Origin of the sequence: Cetobacterium sp. ZWU0022 (assembly GCF_000800875.1) — a bacterium.
Classification (GTDB): domain Bacteria; phylum Fusobacteriota; class Fusobacteriia; order Fusobacteriales; family Fusobacteriaceae; genus Cetobacterium_A.
Genome location: NZ_JRJZ01000188.1, coordinates 1 through 16,073 on the forward strand (window position 1 = coordinate 1; position 16,073 = coordinate 16,073).

Genomic DNA, 16,073 nt, shown 5'->3' on the forward strand with positions numbered 1-16,073 from the left:
AAAATATAAAATATTACTCTTAATTTTTAGAGTTTACACAAAATTTGAAGAAGACTCAAATAGAGAGATTTTAGACAAATGGCTATCGAATAATAATATTTGATAGTCATTTTTTTATTTTATAAATTTTGAATTATTTTTATAGGAATTTGTGTTGTGGAAGTTTTTTCCAAACTTCCACATTGCTAATTTTTTTTAATTCATACATGCAAATTTGAGAGTGAGCTCCATTTTTATTTTTGCTAACCCTCTATATTGTGTATATCTTGTTCCATGTAGTTCTTTCGTGTTGACTCCTAAGAGAGTAAATCTCTTTAGTTCCTATTGCATGTCTTATATATTCTGCCTTCTCTAAATAATTTTCCCATACATGTCTAGTAACTATTTTAGTCTTATTTTTACTCTCTGTACATTTTTCTAAAAACTGATATTTTTTTCAATATCCGTATTTAAATTTCCAGTTAAAATTTTGTGTAAATTATTTATTATATTAGATTTTTATACAAATTTATTTATGATTTTTTCAAGAAGATTATCCTTTGTTCCAAATAATCTAAAAATTGTGACTTTGTTACAGTTAATCTCTTGAGTAATATATTTTGTTGAAACTTTTTCAAACACCTCTTTAGAAAAAATTTTGTCCAGATATGACTATTTTATTTCGTGTTTTCATTAAAGTTATCCATTTTTGAATATTTTATGCCTTATCTATAATATTTTGTCAAATTTTTTAAAAATTAAAAATTAAAACCACTTCTACAAATATATGTTTTGAAATGGTTTTTTGTGTTTTATAAAAATATTTTTAAAACCGAATATTGACACTATATTTTTAATGTGGTATATATTGATTATAAAATGCAAGTGCAAACTTGCTAAAAAGGAGGGGTCATGAAAAAGCTAATTTCTGTTGATTATGCAACATCATTTATTAAAAACAATTCTTCTCTTATGATAGGAGGATTTTTAAAATGTGGTTCTCCTAAAAAAATTATTGAAAAATTATTAGAAAATGGAACCAAAGATTTAACTCTAATTGCAAATGACACAAGTTTTCCAGAGTTTGAAAAAGGAAAATTAATAGTCAATAAAAGAGTAAAAAAAGCGATAGTTTCACACATTGGAACTAATCCTGAAACTGGAAAACAGATGAACAATGGCGAGTTGGAAGTACAACTTGTTCCTCAGGGTACTCTTGCTGAAAGAATAAGAGCAGCAGGTGCAGGTCTTGGTGGGATTTTGACACCAACTGGCCTGGGAACTGTTGTTCAAGAAGGAAAAGAGATTATTGAAATTGATAATAAAAAATTTCTTTTAGAAAAACCATTAAAAGCTGATGTAGCATTAATTTATGGAACAAAAGTTGATTCTTTTGGTAACGTATCATTCTCTGGTTCAACTAGAAACTTTAATACGATAATGGCAACTGCTGCCGATATTGTAATTGTTGAAGCAGATGAAATTATGGAAGGATGTTTAGATCCGAATGAGGTTGTTATTCCTGGAATTTTTATAGATTACGTTGTTAAAGGAGAAAAATAAATGGAACTTACTAAGGAAAAAATAAGAGAAATTATAGCAAAAAGAGTTGCAAAAGAATTTAATGATGGAGATGTTGTAAACTTAGGAATTGGGTTGCCAACTGAGGTTGCAAATTATATTCCAGACTCTATATACGTTGCTCTTCAATCTGAAAATGGATTAATTGGAATGGGACCAGTGCCATGTGAAAAAGAAGCTGACTCTAGAATTTCAAATGCTGGAGGTTCTTTAGTTAGTATAGTAGAAGGAGGTTGCTTCTTTGATAGTCTTGTATCTTTTGGAATAATTCGTGGTGGACATGTAGATACAACAGTTTTAGGAGCTTTACAAGTAGATGAAAAAGGTAATTTAGCAAACTGGATGGTTCCTGGAAAAATGGTTCCTGGAATGGGTGGGGCTATGGATTTGGTTGTTGGAGCTAAAAAAGTTATTATAGCTATGGAGCATACGGCTAAAGGGAGACCTAAGATCTTAAAAAATTGTACTCTTCCACTTACAGCTGCAAATCAGGTTAATCTTATTGTTACCGAAAAAGGGGTCATGGAGATTAAAAATAATAGAGTTTATCTAAAAGAGATTAGTCCTTTTTCTTCGGTAGAAGATATTATGAAATATACAGAAGCTGAAATTATAGTACAAGACGATTTAAAAATTATGGAAGTTTAAAATAAAATATTAGGAGGATGGAAATGGAAAAAGTTTATATTGTTACGGCAAAAAGAACGCCGATAGGTTCATTCCTGGGTTCTTTAGGAAAAGTATCTCCAAGTGATTTAGCAGGAGAAGTCATAAAAAATATAATAGCTGAGACTAAAATAGATCCAAATGATTTAGATGAAGTTATTATTGGAAATGTTTTATCGGCTGGTCAAGGACAAGGTGTAGCTAGACAATCTGCTATAAAAGGAGGTGTTCCTCACAGCATTCCCGCATATTCTTTAAATATAATATGTGGAAGTGGAATGAAGGCTGTTATGTCAGCTTATCAAATTATAAAATCAGAAGAAGCTGATCTTATTTTAGCCGGTGGTACAGAATCGATGTCTCAAGCCCCATTATTAATGAACAGTAATTTAAGAACGGGCTTTAAGATGGGGGATGTATTGGCTAAAGATCATATGATTTTAGATGCACTAACAGATGCCTTTCATGGTATTCATATGGGAATAACAGCTGAAAATATTGTGGAAAAGCACAATATTTCAAGAGAAGAACAAGATAGTTTTGCAATCTATTCACAAGAAAAAGCAATTTCAGCAATTGATAATGGTAAATTTAAAAATGAAATTGTTCCTATTGAAGTAAAAGATAGAAAGGGAATAGTCGTTGTAGATACAGATGAGTACCCAAATAGAAAAACCTCTTTAGAAAAGTTATCACAATTGAGACCAGCTTTTAAAAAAGATGGAAGTGTTACAGCTGGAAACTCTTCTGGAATAAATGATGGTGCAGCTATTCTACTATTAGCATCAGAGAAAGCTGTAAAAAAATATAATTTAACTCCTTTAGTTGAAATAGTTGGAGTTGGACAAGGTGGAGTAGATCCTTTAGTTATGGGACTTGGTCCTGTTCCAGCAATTCAAAATGTTTTACAAAAAACAAATTTAAATTTAAAAGAAATGGATATTCTTGAACTTAATGAAGCTTTTGCAGCACAAGCTTTAGGGGTTATAAAAGAACTTTCAGATATTAACTCTATTGATTTTGAATGGTTTAATGATAAAACAAATGTGAATGGAGGAGCAATAGCTTTAGGACATCCTGTTGGAGCGAGTGGAGCGAGAATTTTAACAACATTAATATATGAAATGAAGAAAATAGAATCTGTGTATGGTTTGGCAAGTCTTTGTATTGGTGGAGGAATGGGAACAGCCATAATTGTTAAAAATGTAAAGTAATTAAAATAATTTAAAATTGTCTTTTTATAAAAAATGGAGGTATATATCTTGGAAACTGTATTGTCTAATAAAAAGTTAAATGTTTTTGAAAAATTCACTCAATTTTGTGTTACAATTATGCAAAAATACTTACCAGATGCTTTTCTTTTTGCTGCGGTTCTTACTTTTATAGTTTTTATTGCTACAATGGTTACTACAAATCAATCTCCTTTTCAAGTTGCCACACATTGGGGAAATGGAGTTTGGTCTTTACTTAGTTTCTCTATGCAAATGGTTATGGTTCTTGTAACAGGGCATACATTAGCAACAGCACCATTTTTTAAAAGACTTTTGGATAAATTGTCATACTTACCAAAAACACCAATTCAAGCAATTATATATGTAACACTTGTTTCAAGTATAGCTTGTCTTTTGAATTGGGGATTTGGTCTTGTTATTGGGGCTATATACGCAAAAGAAATTGCAAAAAAACTAAAAGGAGTCGATTACAGACTTCTTATTGCTTCTGCATATTCAGGATTTTTATTTTGGCATGCAGGAATTTCTGCCTCTATTCCATTAACGTTAGCTTCAGGAAATTTATCAAAATCTACTGGTGGTGCTTTAAATGAAGCAATAAGTACTTCTGAAACGATTTTCTCATCATTCAATTTAATTATTTTAGCTATTTTATTAATAACTTTACCTCTTTTAAATGCAGCAATGCATCCCAAAAATAAAGAAGATATTTTCGAAATTGATATTAAGCTATTAAAAGATGATGGAGCTATAACTACGCCAAAAAATGAGATGACACCAGCGGATAAAATAGAAAACAGCCCTATCGTTAATATGTTGATTGGACTTATTGGATATACTTATATTATTGGTTTCTTCCTTAAAAATGGATTTGATTTAAATTTAAATATAGTAAATCTTATATTTTTAATAACAGCTATTGTAGCACATAGAACACCTAAAAATCTTCTTGGAGCTTTTTCGGGTGCTTGCAGAGGAGCATCAGGAATTATTTTACAATTTCCGTTTTATGCTGGAATTATGGGAATGATGACAGGATTAAATGCAGAAGGAACATCATTGGCAATTTTAATGTCTAATGCATTTATAAGTTCATCAACAGCTCTTTCTTTCCCTAGTTTGACATTTTTAAGTGCTGGAATAGTAAATTTCTTTGTTCCTTCTGGTGGAGGACAATGGGCTGTTCAAGCACCGATTATGATGCCAGCAAGTATAGAACTTGGAGTTTCTAGTGCAAAAACAGGGATGGCTATTGCTTGGGGAGATGCATGGACTAATATGATTCAACCATTCTGGGCTTTGCCAGCTTTGGGAATAGCAAAACTTGGGGCTAAAGACATAATGGGATATGGTGTTGTTATTACTATTTATTCTGCTATTGTTATAATACTTGGGTTAACATTTTTATAGAAAGAGAATCTAAATAATTAAAAAAATATTAAATTAGTTTTTCTTTTATTATATCTTTCTATCTAAAAAATAGGCTTTAAAATAAAGCCCTCTAAAAAATAGGGTATGCTTTTATACCTAATGAGTTTTTTAGGGGGCTTAAAATTGATTTTAAAGAATCATTTTTTAGGGGTATTTTTTGATGATTTTTAAGAAGTCCCACTAATAGAGGAGTTATAAAACAAGGTACTTTACAACTAAAAATTGAGTGCAATTTTAATAAAAGTATATGCTAGAAAAGCCTCTCTATTAGGGAAGTTATAGTAGCTAATTCTTTCATGGGTTGATTTAACATTTCAGTATTTCCATATATCCAATAATCTTGTCCTGTTTTTTCGTTTGTAAATATTTCTGTTTCATGCCCATAAGTATAATATAGTGTGTATTCTTTAGGGCTCAGATTGTTACATCCAATAAAAGTTAGTGTCAATAATGATAAATATATACTCTTCATAACCCCCTTCCTATATAAAATTATATTTTGATTCTGAAGCTAAAATCTTATGGTATGAAACTAATGAAAAATTTACTGTTGATGAATATTTAATAGCGAATTGTGAATATCCTGGAAATTGGATAGGAGAAGTTAAAAGAGTAGAAGCGATTGGAGATTTAGTTATTTTTGTTGGAGAAGTTATGCCTAAAGATAAATCAAGTTGTCACTATTGTACTTCGTTTATGAAATTGAAAAATAATAAGATAGTTTTATTAGAAGAGTATTGGACTGAAGAGGTAAAGGTTCCTATATGGAGAAAAGAAAAAAATATTGGTTGTAAAATCTAGAGTTATTTTTTATAATTTAAAAAAATTTTAATAGTAAGTGAATTATAATAAAAAGGATAGAGTTTAACTCTATCCTTTAAAAAAAACTAGATTGAGTTATCCAATTTTTACAATTTCACCTTTAGGTGTATATTCGATTTTTATAAACTTTAAATCACCTTTTTTAGTCATTTCTATTGGCATAGTTACTAATTCAGATATGAAGAAAGTCATACAATCTAAAAGAACATAAACAGCTGCTCTACCTGCACTAGGTTCATTTCCCATAGTATATTGGTATGTCGATACCATATTTCCGCTAGGAAGAACATCTGTACTAATAGGTTTTAATGGTTGTGATTCAACAATTGCCTTGTTTTGTCCTGGTTTAATTAATTCAAAACTAGGTTCTTTTTCTCCATTCAGTGCCATAACAGCAGAACAACCCTGCATTAATAATCCGCTTATAATTATTGTTAAAAGTATTAATTTTTTCAAAAATAAATCCCCCTATATTCTAGTAATTTTTTTGTCGCTTAATATTATAACATGTACTTTAAAAGAATTCAAATTTATAGGATAGAAAATTAGATAACAAAGTTCTCTAAGTCAATTTTCAGTTTATTTTTAATCTCTGAAGTTGTAAAAGCAGCTTCAACAGAAGTTAGATATATATTTTTATAAATTTCAAAATCCATATTGAAGTTATCTTTAGAAACAAGAATCTCATTAGTTAAAGTAGTATTAGAAACAGTTCTATTATCAGTATTTATTGTTACATTTATTCCATCTTTATAGAAATCTAAAAGAGGATGATTTTCAAAATTCTCAACAGCTTTAGTTTGAACATTGCTCGTAGGACACATCTCTAATGTAATTCCATTTTCTTTTACGATATCATAAGCAGCTTTACAATTTTTTATGTGGATTCCATGACCAATTCTCTCAGCATGTAGCATTTGAACAGCATCTAAAACATTCTCTCCAATTCCAGTTTCACCAGCATGTATAGTAACTTTATAACCATACTCTCTTCCAAGTTCGAATGGCTTTATAAATCTTTCACAAAAACCTTTTTCTTCACTTGCACAAAGATCTATAGCCACAACACCATTGCCTAAAAATCTTCTTCCAGCTTCAATAACATCGTAGATAGTTTCAGCAGACATATGTCTTAGGAATGATAAGATAAGATTTCCTTTTATATCGTATATCTCTTCAGATTTTTTAATTCCTTTAACAACACTCTCTAAAATCTCTTCAACAGAAAGCCCCTTATTTATATGAAGTAATGGAGCAAATCTAATCTCAATATATTTTATATTTTCTTTAGCAGAATCTTCCATAAGTTCAAAAGTGACTCTTTCTAAGCTCTCCTTAGATTGCATAATAGCAACAGGAATTTGGAACTTTTCTAAATACTCATCAAGAGATGTACATTCCATAGGAGCAACCATAATATTTCTAATAGTTTCTATATCATAACTTGGCAGTTTAACATTTTCAATTTTTGATAACTCAATAATAGTTTCAGGTCTTACACTTCCATCAAGATGACAGTGTAACTCGATTTTTGGTAATTTGCTTAAATTCATATTTTTTCTCCTTCTAAATAAAAAATTATAAAAAAAATCCTGCACACGAAGAAAATATGACAATGATAGACATATCTTCTTCGTAAGCAGGAATTATGGTTCCGTGGTAGAGACCCCTATACCAGATTAATAGGGTTATACGAAGTTGTTTATTTAATTTTTATATATTTAAAAAATATATTTCAATTATTATATATTAAATAATAATGTCTGTCAATAAAAAATATTTAACTAAAAAAGTTAAGTATAAAAAATAGAAGTTTTTTTACTAAAGTAAAAAAAGAAAAATACTTTTTTAATAAAAAATGTTTATTTTTCTATTTTTTATTTTATAATACGTACATAAATATTTTTTTAAAAAACTTTTGGACAGCTGTCCAAAAAGAAAGGCGCAATATGAAAAAAGAAAATTTGAAAATAGATAGTACAGAGATAGCTAAATTAGCAGGAGTTTCAAGAAGTACAGTTTCGAGAGTTTTAAATAATCATCCAAATGTGAGTGTTAAGAATCGACAAAAAATCTTAAAAATAATCGATGAATACAATTATATTCCAAATTTAAATGCTCAGACATTGGCAGGGAAAAAAAATAGTGTAATTGGAGTTTTTATATATGAACCTAATATGAATTCTGAAACTACAAGCATGGATACAGCATACTTTATGGATTTTACAGATACGGTTGTAAAAGAAGCTTTTTTAGAAAATCATCAAATTTTAGTAGACTATGTAAAAGATTTTAATGATGAAAAGAGAATAGAAGCTTTTTTTAAGAATGGAAATGTCTCAAGTGGAATATTCATTGGTTTTTTAAGAGATAATATGTTTTTAGAAAAAATGATAAAAAGTGAATACAAAGTTGTGGTAGTAGACTACGCCAAAGAAATTAACAATATGGCTCAGAAAACTTTATATATAAATACAGATGATTATGGTGGAGCCTCTTCTATTATGGAGAAGATTTTAGAAAAAAATTTAAAACGACCACTTATATTTCTAGGAGATTTAAATAAACTTTCTGGATTTGAAAGAAAAAGAGCGTATGAAGATAGTTTAAAAAAGAAAAAAATAGATATCGATAAAAATCTAATTTTAAAATCAGATTATTGTAGAGGAAATGCTTATAGCGATATGGTTCAAATATTAAAAAATAATATAGAATTTGATGCTATTTTTTCATCAAGTGATAATATGCTATTTGGAATCGTGAAAGCTTTGAAAGAGTTTGAAGTGGATTATAAAAAATTAGAGATTTGGGGATTCGATAATTTGAAATATACAGTTCCAATGGGATTTAAAACGGTGTCACCAATGTTAAAAGAAACAGCTAAGAAAAGTATCGAATTCTTAGTTTCTGAGTTTGTAGAAACAAGAGTTGAATATACAAAGACAAAATTAATAGAAAGTATGATGGATTATTTTGAAGATTAAATTTTTTTAAAATTTTAAAATAAATATACGGGGAGTGTGACTTTATGTTAATGTTTTTATCTTTTATTTTCTTTACAGCTTTAGTTGCTATATTAACTTATTATAAAACTAAAGGAGATACATTAGACACAAATGACGGTTATTTTTTAGGTGGAAGAAGTTTAACAGCTGGATTTATAGCGGGGTCTCTAATGCTAACAAATCTTAGTCCAGCAAATTTTGCGGGAATGAGTGCACAATCTTATACTCATAACATGTCTGTTATGGGATGGGAAGTTTGTTCAGGAATAACTTTGGTACTTGTTGCAATGTTTTTAGTTCCTAGATACTTAAAAGGTGGTCTTACAACAATTCCAGAATTTTTAGAAGATCGTTTTGATCCAGGAGTTAGAAAATTTGTAACATATCTATTTTTAATCAGTTATGTTTTAAACGGATTACCACCTACACTTTATGCAGGAGCATTAGTTATGAGTCAACTGTTTGATATATCTGGAGTTTTAGGTGTTTCTTATACAGCTGGAATCTGGATAACAGTTTGGGCTATTGGAATTATAGGTGCAATCTATGCGATTTTTGGAGGGTTAAAAGCAGTAGCATTTTCAGATACTTTAAATGGAATAGGACTTGTAATTGGGGGATTATCAGTACCTTATTTCGGTTTTAAATTTATAGGAGATGGTTCATTTACTAGAGGAATTGGAGAATTAGTTTTAGCACATCCAGAAAAATTTGATGCTATCGGTTCAAATTCAGATCCAATTCCATTTACAACCCTTTTCACAGGAATGCTTTTAGTTAATCTATATTATTGGGGAACAGATCAAGGAATTATGCAAAGAGCTTTGGCTGCTAAAAATTTAAAAGAAGGTCAAAAAGGAGTTATGTTAGCAGGGCTACTAAAAATATTTACTCCTATAATTGTAATAATTCCAGGAATTATAGCCTATCATATTTATGGTGCAAATTTTGCTGAACCTGATTTAATGTATTCTCATCTGATTAAAGGTTTAATGCCAAAATATTTTGTAGGATTCTTTGCAGCGGTAATGTTTGGAGCTGTTCTAAGTAGTTATAACAGTACTTTAAACAGTGCTTCTACACTATTCTGTATAAATGTTTATAAACCAATTTTTGGAAAAAATAAAACAGATGCTCAAATAGTAAATAAAGGAAAAATATTTGGATTTGTTATAGCGTTGACATCTTTATTTACAGCACCTCTAATAATGAAGGCACCACAAGGATTATTTCAGTATCTACAAATTGTAAATGGATTTTTCAATGTACCAATATTTACAATAATTTTTATTGGATATACAACAAAATATGTACCAGCAATAGCTGCAAAAATTTCACTGGCATTTTTCGTTTCATCATATGCATTCCTTCAACTAGTAGTTAAGCCAGATTTACATTTTTTACATCAGTCGGCAATACTGTTTGTTATAAGTTGTGGAATTATGTTAATTATAGGAAAGTTGAAGCCTAGAAAAACTCCGTACGTTTTAGTAAATAAAAATATTGTTGAAGTAACTCCGTGGGAGTATCAATACGAAGCTGGAACTATAATTGTATCTGTTATGTTATCGTTCTATGTTATTTTCTCAAAATATGGATTGGTTACACTGAACTTTATGGGATTACAAAAAAATCTAGGTATATTGTGGACAGTTACAGCCTTAGTAGTTATAACAATTAGAAAATATAGACAAAAATTAAAAGTAGAAAAAGCAGTAGAAGCTTAGGGAGGAAAAATGCATATACTTATAAATGAAAAAAAATTAGAGTTTCACCTTTGTAATGAGAATATCAGTTATATTTTAAAAGTTTTAGATGATCGAACTTTAGGACATCTTTATTTTGGAAAAAAAATAAAACATAGAGACTCATATGAACACTTAGTTCAAATAACTTCGGCGGAGGTTCCGGTTACTCCAAACGCTTTAGATGAGAAAAGAGGGTTTTGTAAAGATATCTTGCTACAAGAGTATCCGAGTTATGGAAATGGGGACTATAGAGAACCTGCAATTGTAGTTTTACAAGAAAATGGAAGTAGAGTTACAGATTTTACTTATCATTCATATGAAATAGTTGAAGGAAAAGAAAATCTAAAAAATCTTCCAAATACATATATTGAAAATTCAAATGAAGCTAAAACTTTAAAAATATATTTAAAAGATGAACTTATAGGAGCAACTCTAACTTTAAGTTATACTATATTTAGAGATTATGATGTTATTACAAGAAATGCTCACATAAAAAATGAATCGGATGAAAAGTTGGTTTTAGAAAGATTTTTAAGTGCATCTTTAGATTTTAAAGAACCTGATTTTCAAATTGTACATCTTTCGGGAGCTTGGTCAAGAGAGAGACACGTTGAGATAAGTGAAATAAACCAAAACAAATTTGTAATAGATAGTAAAAGAGGAACAAGTAGTGTAAATAGCAATCCATTTATAGCTTTAAAAAGAAAAGAAACTACAGAGTTTTCAGGAGAAGTTTATGGTTTCAACTTAGTTTATAGTGGAAATCATATTGAGATGGTTGAAAAAAATCAGTACGACAAACTTAGAGTTTCAATTGGTATGAATCCATTTAATTTTAATTGGACATTATTAAAAAATGATGAATTCCAATCTCCAGAAGTTGTAATGAGTTACTCAAATACTGGTATGAACGGACTTAGCTTAAACTATCATAGACTTTATAGAGAAAGATTAGCTAGAGGAGTTTGGAGAGATAAGGTTAGACCAGTGTTACTTAATAACTGGGAGGCTACATATTTTGATTTCAATGAGGAGAAAATTTTAGATATAGCTAAAAAAGCAAAAGAGTTAGGTGTTGAACTGTTTGTTTTAGATGATGGATGGTTTGGAGCTAGAAATCATGACAAAGCTGGGTTGGGAGATTGGTGGAGTAATCTAGAAAAAATTCCTAGTGGTGTTGAGGGATTATCGAAAAAAGTTGAAGAGATGGGGATTAAATTTGGTCTTTGGTTTGAGCCTGAAATGGTAAATAAAGATAGTGAGCTTTATAGAAATCATCCAAATTGGATTTTAAGAGCTCCAAATAGAAAAAATACTCCAAGTAGAAATCAGCATACTTTGGATTTAGGAAGAGAGGATGTTCGTGAATATCTTTATGAAAAAATATCTAAAATATTGAGAGAATCAAAAATATCATATGTGAAATGGGATATGAATAGACCGATGACTGAAGTTTGGTCAGAAGTTATAGATTCTACAAAACAAGGAGAGGTTTTCCATAGATATATTTTAGGTCTTTACGAGCTTTTAGAAAAGTTAACAACAGAGTTTCCAGAAGTTTTATTTGAATCTTGTGCAAGTGGCGGAAATAGATTTGATCCAGGGATGTTATATTATATGCCACAAACTTGGACGAGTGATGATACAGATGCAGTTGAAAGAATTAAGATACAATACGGAACATCACTTTGTTATCCAGTAGTTTCTATGGGAGCTCATGTGTCGGCAGTTCCAAATCATCAAACAAATAGAGTAACACCTATAAAAACACGTGGGAATGTCGCTATTTTTGGAGCTTTTGGATATGAGCTAGATTTGAATAAGATAACTGATGAAGAGAAAGAGATTGTTAAAAAACAGATAGAATTTTTCAAAGAAAATAGAGAATTAATTCAATTTGGAGATTTTTATAGATTGGTTTCTCCATTTGAGAAAAAATTAAATGATGCAGCATGGATGGTTGTTAGCAAGGATAAAAAAGAAGCGCTAGTAGCAAAATATAAAATCTTATCAGTTCCTAATGCCGGGTATGAATCACTGATATTGAGTGGATTAAATGAAGATTATCTATATTCAGTGGAAAGTTTGCAAGTTCAAGGAAAGTCATACTATGGTGATGAGCTTCAAAATAGTGGAGTTATATTTAAAGAGCCTTCATTCTCTGATTTAGGGAATTTACAAGTTGAAGGAGAGTTAGATAGCTTAATTGGAGATTTTAAAAGTTGCTTAATTAAATTAAAAGCTATTTAAGGAGAAAAAAATGATAGATATATTAGGATATTGTGCAGCTTTTTTAACAACAGTTTCATTTTTACCTCAAGCTATAAAAACTATAAAGACAAAAGATACAAGTGGAATCTCACTTTTGATGTATATAATGTTTACAGTAGGAGTTTTTGCTTGGCTAATCTATGGAACTTTTAGAAAAGATATCCCAGTTATTATAGGAAATGCTGTGACATTGTCATTTGCAATAACTATTTTAAAAATGAAAATTAAATATAAATAGGAGATAAAAAACCCACTAGCGAATTAAAAATTTACTAGTGGGATTTTTTATTTATCTAAAATCTTCTTGGCTTCAACAAATCTTTGGAAAGCAGTGAATAAAACGATTCCAGTGAATAGATTTATTATAAGTCCACTCTTTTCTCTTAATAAAATCATAGCGGATAGCATAATGAAGCCTTCAGTTCTTTCAGCCAATCCAGCTTGATAATAAAATGTTTTTTCACCTTTGTTTTGAGCTAAAGGTCCTGTTGTTAAAAAGATTGTCATAGAAATAATTATACTGATTGCCAGTAAAAGGGAGATAAAGCTAAATTGAGGATATTTATATGCTACCCCAATTATAACAGACCCTTCAACAACTCTATCAAAAGTTATATCCATAACAGTACCAAAAGCTGTAGATGACTTTGTTTTACGAGCTATTGTTCCGTCAACAGCATCAAGATAGCCTGATAACCATAACATGATAATAGCTAAGATATTCTTATCTATCAGGGTAAAAATTCCACTTGAAATTCCAATGATAGCAGCTAAAATTGTTACAAAGTTCGCACTCAATTTCAATTTTATAGCTAAATTTGCGGCTACTTCAATAAGTGGTTGAATATATTTTCTACAGTGTGTATCTAACATTAGTTTATTCTCCTTTGATTAAGATTTCATTATTTTTATTATATAAAAAACAGATGAAATCTCCAATTTTTTCCTTTGGTTCCTTTTCTTGTATGAAATAGAGCCTTATATCTCTAATTAAAATAATGAGACAATATTTTCCTAATCCAAACTGGATATCTTCAATGATTCCAGTAAAATTAGAGTTTTGAACAATACATAGATCGTTTCCTCTAAAAGCGATAAAATCAAAATTTTCATCTCTCGGTCCAAAAATTACTTCAAAATCTTTTTTAGAAAGTATATTTTCTATTCCAAGAAGTTTAGCGGTATATAGTGTTTTAGGGGTGTAATATAAAGCTTGAGGAGTATCAAACTCTAAAAGTTCTCCATCAGACATTATAGCAATTCTATCCGCTAAAAAGAAAGCTTCATCTCTATCATGAGTTACAAAAATAGTACTAATTTTATATTTTTTATGAAGAGATTTAACTAATTTTTGCATTCGTTCTCTTAAATTAAAATCTAATGCAGAGAATGGCTCATCCATTAAAAGTAGTTTTGGTTTTGTCACAAGAGCTCTAGCTATAGAAACTCTTTGCTTTTCTCCTCCACTTAACTCATTTGGAAATCTTTTCTCTTTTCCCGTTAGCTCCATTTCAGAAATTGCTTCGAAAACTCTTTTTTCTATTTCAGATTTATTTATTTTTTTTATTTTCAAGCCAAACGCAATGTTATCAAATACATTTAAGTGTGGAAGAAGCAATGAATCTTGAAAAACCATACTAATCTCTCCATTTTTTATGGTATGAGATGGGTTCTTACCCTCTATTTTAATCTCTCCAGTAAAATCTTCATCTAAACCAGCTATTAAATTTAAAAGAGTTGATTTTCCCGAACCCGATTGTCCCAATATACCAATAAACTCGCCTGAGGTTATTGATAAATTTATATTTTTTAAAAGAAATCCTGAAAATGTTTTAGATACATTGTTTATTTGAATCATGTAAATCTCTCTTTCTGTATATATTTTTGGTAAAACTATTTAGTAAAAATAGTAAGAGGTATGTAAAAATAATATAAATAACACTGTAAACGGTTCCGTTGGTTATTCCACCATCTACTAGATATGGCATCATTAAAATCGGAAGAGTGATAACTCTTCCACCTCCTATTATAAATGTGATAAGATACTGTGCTAAAGAAACAACTATAGTTAGCGAAACTCCAACTAAAAACGAGGGATATATTAAAGGCAACGTAATCTTAAAAAAGATTTGTATAGGATTAGCTCCTAAAATTTTTCCGAGATTTAAATAATCTTTATTTATTGTAAGATATCCCGATTTCATACTTAGAATATAGTAGGGAATAGTTGCAACACTGTGTACAATAGAAACTCCAAGAACACTATCAATCAAATTTAATTTTATAAAAGAAAATTGTAGTCCCATCGTACTTACCATAACAGGAATTATAAGAGGAAGAGCTATCAGAATCATCAGTAAAAAATTTAGTTTAGATTTTTCTCTTACTAAAAAAGCTGCAACGGGAGTTCCTATTATAAAATTAATGAGTACAGTTATAAAAAGAATCGTTGTGGTAGTGATTAAACTTTCATAAGTACTCCATGAATTTAAAACGTATATCCACATTTTAAAATTCAGACTTTTAAAAAATATGCCCATAAATGGCAATAGAAAAAATAAGCAGATTATAAAATATGTTAAATTCAAAATATATTTTTTCATGATTACCACTCTCTATCTTCAAATTTTGTAAAATATTTAAAAATGAAATATATAGCTCCAGCAAAAATTAAACTTATACAAGAGATTAATATATTTAAAACCATTATTTTACCTCTCAAATCCAAACTTCCTTTTGCATACATATCGAAGACCAATACTGATAAAACTCTTGGATGAGTTACTCCTAAAATATAGGGAGTTTCAAATGATGCAAAGAGATAGCTTAAAACTATAAAGAAACTAACTCCTAAGTTTGGTAAAATTAAAGGTAATACTATTTTTTTAAAAAACTTTAAGTTACTTAAGTTATAGATTTTACCTAAAGAATCCCATTTCTTTTCAACTCTAAACATTATTGGAAGAGCCATCATAGTCATAAAAGGTAAGGTTTTCCAGATATATGTAAGAATTATACTAATACCATATTTCTCATTTGTTAGAATTGGAAATTGGTTACTCGATAAGATTCCAAATTTAAGAAAAAGATTATGAAGAATCCCGTTTTTCATAAATACGAGTAAAATACCATAGGCACTTACAAGATAAGGAATAAAAGTTGGAGATTCAACAATCTTTTGAAATAGTTTTATATGAGAATAATTCTTTCTTTTTCCTAAAAATATTAGAAACAACAAAACTACTGTTAAAGTAATTGAAATAAAAGCAGATATTGTATTTATTTTTATTGTGTAAATAAAACTCTCATAAACTTCTTTTGAGCTTAAAATTTCACGA

At 29.3% G+C, this 16,073-nt stretch carries 17 protein-coding genes, 1 pseudogene and 1 riboswitch; of the genes and pseudogenes, 9 read left to right on the forward strand and 9 right to left on the reverse strand.

All coding sequences use genetic code 11. The annotated features are described in order from the left end of the window. Positions 1-198 precede the first annotated feature (198 nt). Together L988_RS13995 and L988_RS14140 are read right to left on the reverse strand one after the other, a co-directional pair. Positions 199-421 (reverse strand): annotated as a pseudogene (locus L988_RS13995) (transposase); the annotation flags it as partial. 77 nt (positions 422-498) lie between these two features. After that, positions 499-645 carry a TetR family transcriptional regulator gene (locus L988_RS14140; RefSeq protein WP_156111972.1) on the reverse strand — a complete coding sequence of 49 codons (147 nt, stop codon included), beginning with the start codon at positions 643-645 and terminating at the stop codon, positions 499-501. Positions 646-891: 246 nt separating this feature from the next. Between L988_RS14140 and L988_RS12530 the strand changes: the two genes are divergently transcribed. Genes L988_RS12530 through L988_RS12545 form a run of 4 tightly spaced genes read left to right on the forward strand, consistent with a single transcriptional unit; the run spans position 892 to position 4,868 of the window. Beyond that, positions 892-1,542 (forward strand): CoA transferase subunit A, encoded by a 651-nt coding sequence (locus L988_RS12530; RefSeq protein ID WP_047384759.1) that lies wholly within the window; start codon positions 892-894, stop codon positions 1,540-1,542. Next, positions 1,543-2,208, forward strand: a complete 666-nt coding sequence (locus tag L988_RS12535; RefSeq protein WP_047384761.1) for a 3-oxoacid CoA-transferase subunit B — start codon at positions 1,543-1,545, stop codon at positions 2,206-2,208. Positions 2,209-2,231: 23 nt separating this feature from the next. Further along, positions 2,232-3,440: an acetyl-CoA C-acetyltransferase gene (locus L988_RS12540; protein WP_047384763.1), complete on the forward strand. Its 1,209-nt coding sequence runs from the start codon at positions 2,232-2,234 to the stop codon at positions 3,438-3,440. A 48-nt stretch (positions 3,441-3,488) separates the two neighbouring features. Beyond that, positions 3,489-4,868, forward strand: a complete 1,380-nt coding sequence (locus L988_RS12545) for a short-chain fatty acid transporter (RefSeq protein ID WP_197053980.1) — start codon at positions 3,489-3,491, stop codon at positions 4,866-4,868. Positions 4,869-5,139: 271 nt separating this feature from the next. On the opposite strand, the gene L988_RS12550 is transcribed toward L988_RS12545, so the two are convergent. Further along, positions 5,140-5,361, reverse strand: coding sequence for a hypothetical protein (locus L988_RS12550; RefSeq protein ID WP_047384764.1), 222 nt, complete (start codon positions 5,359-5,361; stop codon positions 5,140-5,142). A gap of 182 nt (positions 5,362-5,543) precedes the next feature. Between L988_RS12550 and L988_RS13910 the strand changes: the two genes are divergently transcribed. Continuing rightward, positions 5,544-5,690: a hypothetical protein gene (locus L988_RS13910; RefSeq protein ID WP_197053981.1), complete on the forward strand. Its 147-nt coding sequence runs from the start codon at positions 5,544-5,546 to the stop codon at positions 5,688-5,690. A gap of 96 nt (positions 5,691-5,786) precedes the next feature. Here L988_RS13910 and L988_RS12560 read toward each other — a convergent pair whose 3' ends face one another. Both L988_RS12560 and add read right to left on the reverse strand, forming a co-directional pair. Beyond that, positions 5,787-6,167 carry a hypothetical protein gene (locus L988_RS12560; RefSeq protein WP_231549848.1) on the reverse strand — a complete coding sequence of 127 codons (381 nt, stop codon included), beginning with the start codon at positions 6,165-6,167 and terminating at the stop codon, positions 5,787-5,789. An 89-nt stretch (positions 6,168-6,256) separates the two neighbouring features. Next, positions 6,257-7,264: an adenosine deaminase gene (gene add / locus L988_RS12565; protein ID WP_047384765.1), complete on the reverse strand. Its 1,008-nt coding sequence runs from the start codon at positions 7,262-7,264 to the stop codon at positions 6,257-6,259. A 63-nt stretch (positions 7,265-7,327) separates the two neighbouring features. Next, positions 7,328-7,427, reverse strand: a riboswitch (purine riboswitch). 233 nt (positions 7,428-7,660) lie between these two features. Between add and L988_RS12570 the strand changes: the two genes are divergently transcribed. From L988_RS12570 to L988_RS12585, 4 genes are read left to right on the forward strand one after another with little or no spacing between them, the layout of a single operon-like run. Continuing rightward, positions 7,661-8,695 (forward strand): LacI family DNA-binding transcriptional regulator, encoded by a 1,035-nt coding sequence (locus L988_RS12570; protein ID WP_047384767.1) that lies wholly within the window; start codon positions 7,661-7,663, stop codon positions 8,693-8,695. A 44-nt stretch (positions 8,696-8,739) separates the two neighbouring features. Further along, positions 8,740-10,443, forward strand: a complete 1,704-nt coding sequence (locus tag L988_RS12575; RefSeq protein WP_047384768.1) for a solute:sodium symporter family transporter — start codon at positions 8,740-8,742, stop codon at positions 10,441-10,443. A 9-nt stretch (positions 10,444-10,452) separates the two neighbouring features. Continuing rightward, positions 10,453-12,714 (forward strand): alpha-galactosidase, encoded by a 2,262-nt coding sequence (locus L988_RS12580; protein ID WP_047384770.1) that lies wholly within the window; start codon positions 10,453-10,455, stop codon positions 12,712-12,714. Positions 12,715-12,724: 10 nt separating this feature from the next. Then, positions 12,725-12,973, forward strand: coding sequence for a SemiSWEET transporter (locus L988_RS12585; protein ID WP_197053393.1), 249 nt, complete (start codon positions 12,725-12,727; stop codon positions 12,971-12,973). Between the two features lie 47 nt (positions 12,974-13,020). Here the strand turns inward: L988_RS12585 and L988_RS12590 are convergent, their stop codons facing one another. From L988_RS12590 to L988_RS12605, 4 genes are all read right to left on the reverse strand, one after another. Beyond that, positions 13,021-13,608 carry a CDP-alcohol phosphatidyltransferase family protein gene (locus L988_RS12590; protein WP_047384771.1) on the reverse strand — a complete coding sequence of 196 codons (588 nt, stop codon included), beginning with the start codon at positions 13,606-13,608 and terminating at the stop codon, positions 13,021-13,023. 4 nt (positions 13,609-13,612) lie between these two features. Then, the gene (locus L988_RS12595; protein ID WP_052191854.1) at positions 13,613-14,593 is read right to left on the reverse strand and encodes an ABC transporter ATP-binding protein; all 981 of its coding nucleotides are present in this window, start codon (positions 14,591-14,593) and stop codon (positions 13,613-13,615) included. Then, on the reverse strand, positions 14,568-15,242 hold the full coding sequence (locus L988_RS12600; RefSeq protein ID WP_197053392.1) for an ABC transporter permease: 675 nt from the start codon (positions 15,240-15,242) through the stop codon (positions 14,568-14,570). Before L988_RS12600 ends, L988_RS12595 begins: the two co-directional genes overlap by 26 nt. 98 nt (positions 15,243-15,340) lie before the next feature. Next, on the reverse strand, positions 15,341-15,847 hold the full coding sequence (locus tag L988_RS12605) for an ABC transporter permease subunit (RefSeq protein ID WP_231549849.1): 507 nt from the start codon (positions 15,845-15,847) through the stop codon (positions 15,341-15,343). Positions 15,848-16,073 lie beyond the last annotated feature (226 nt).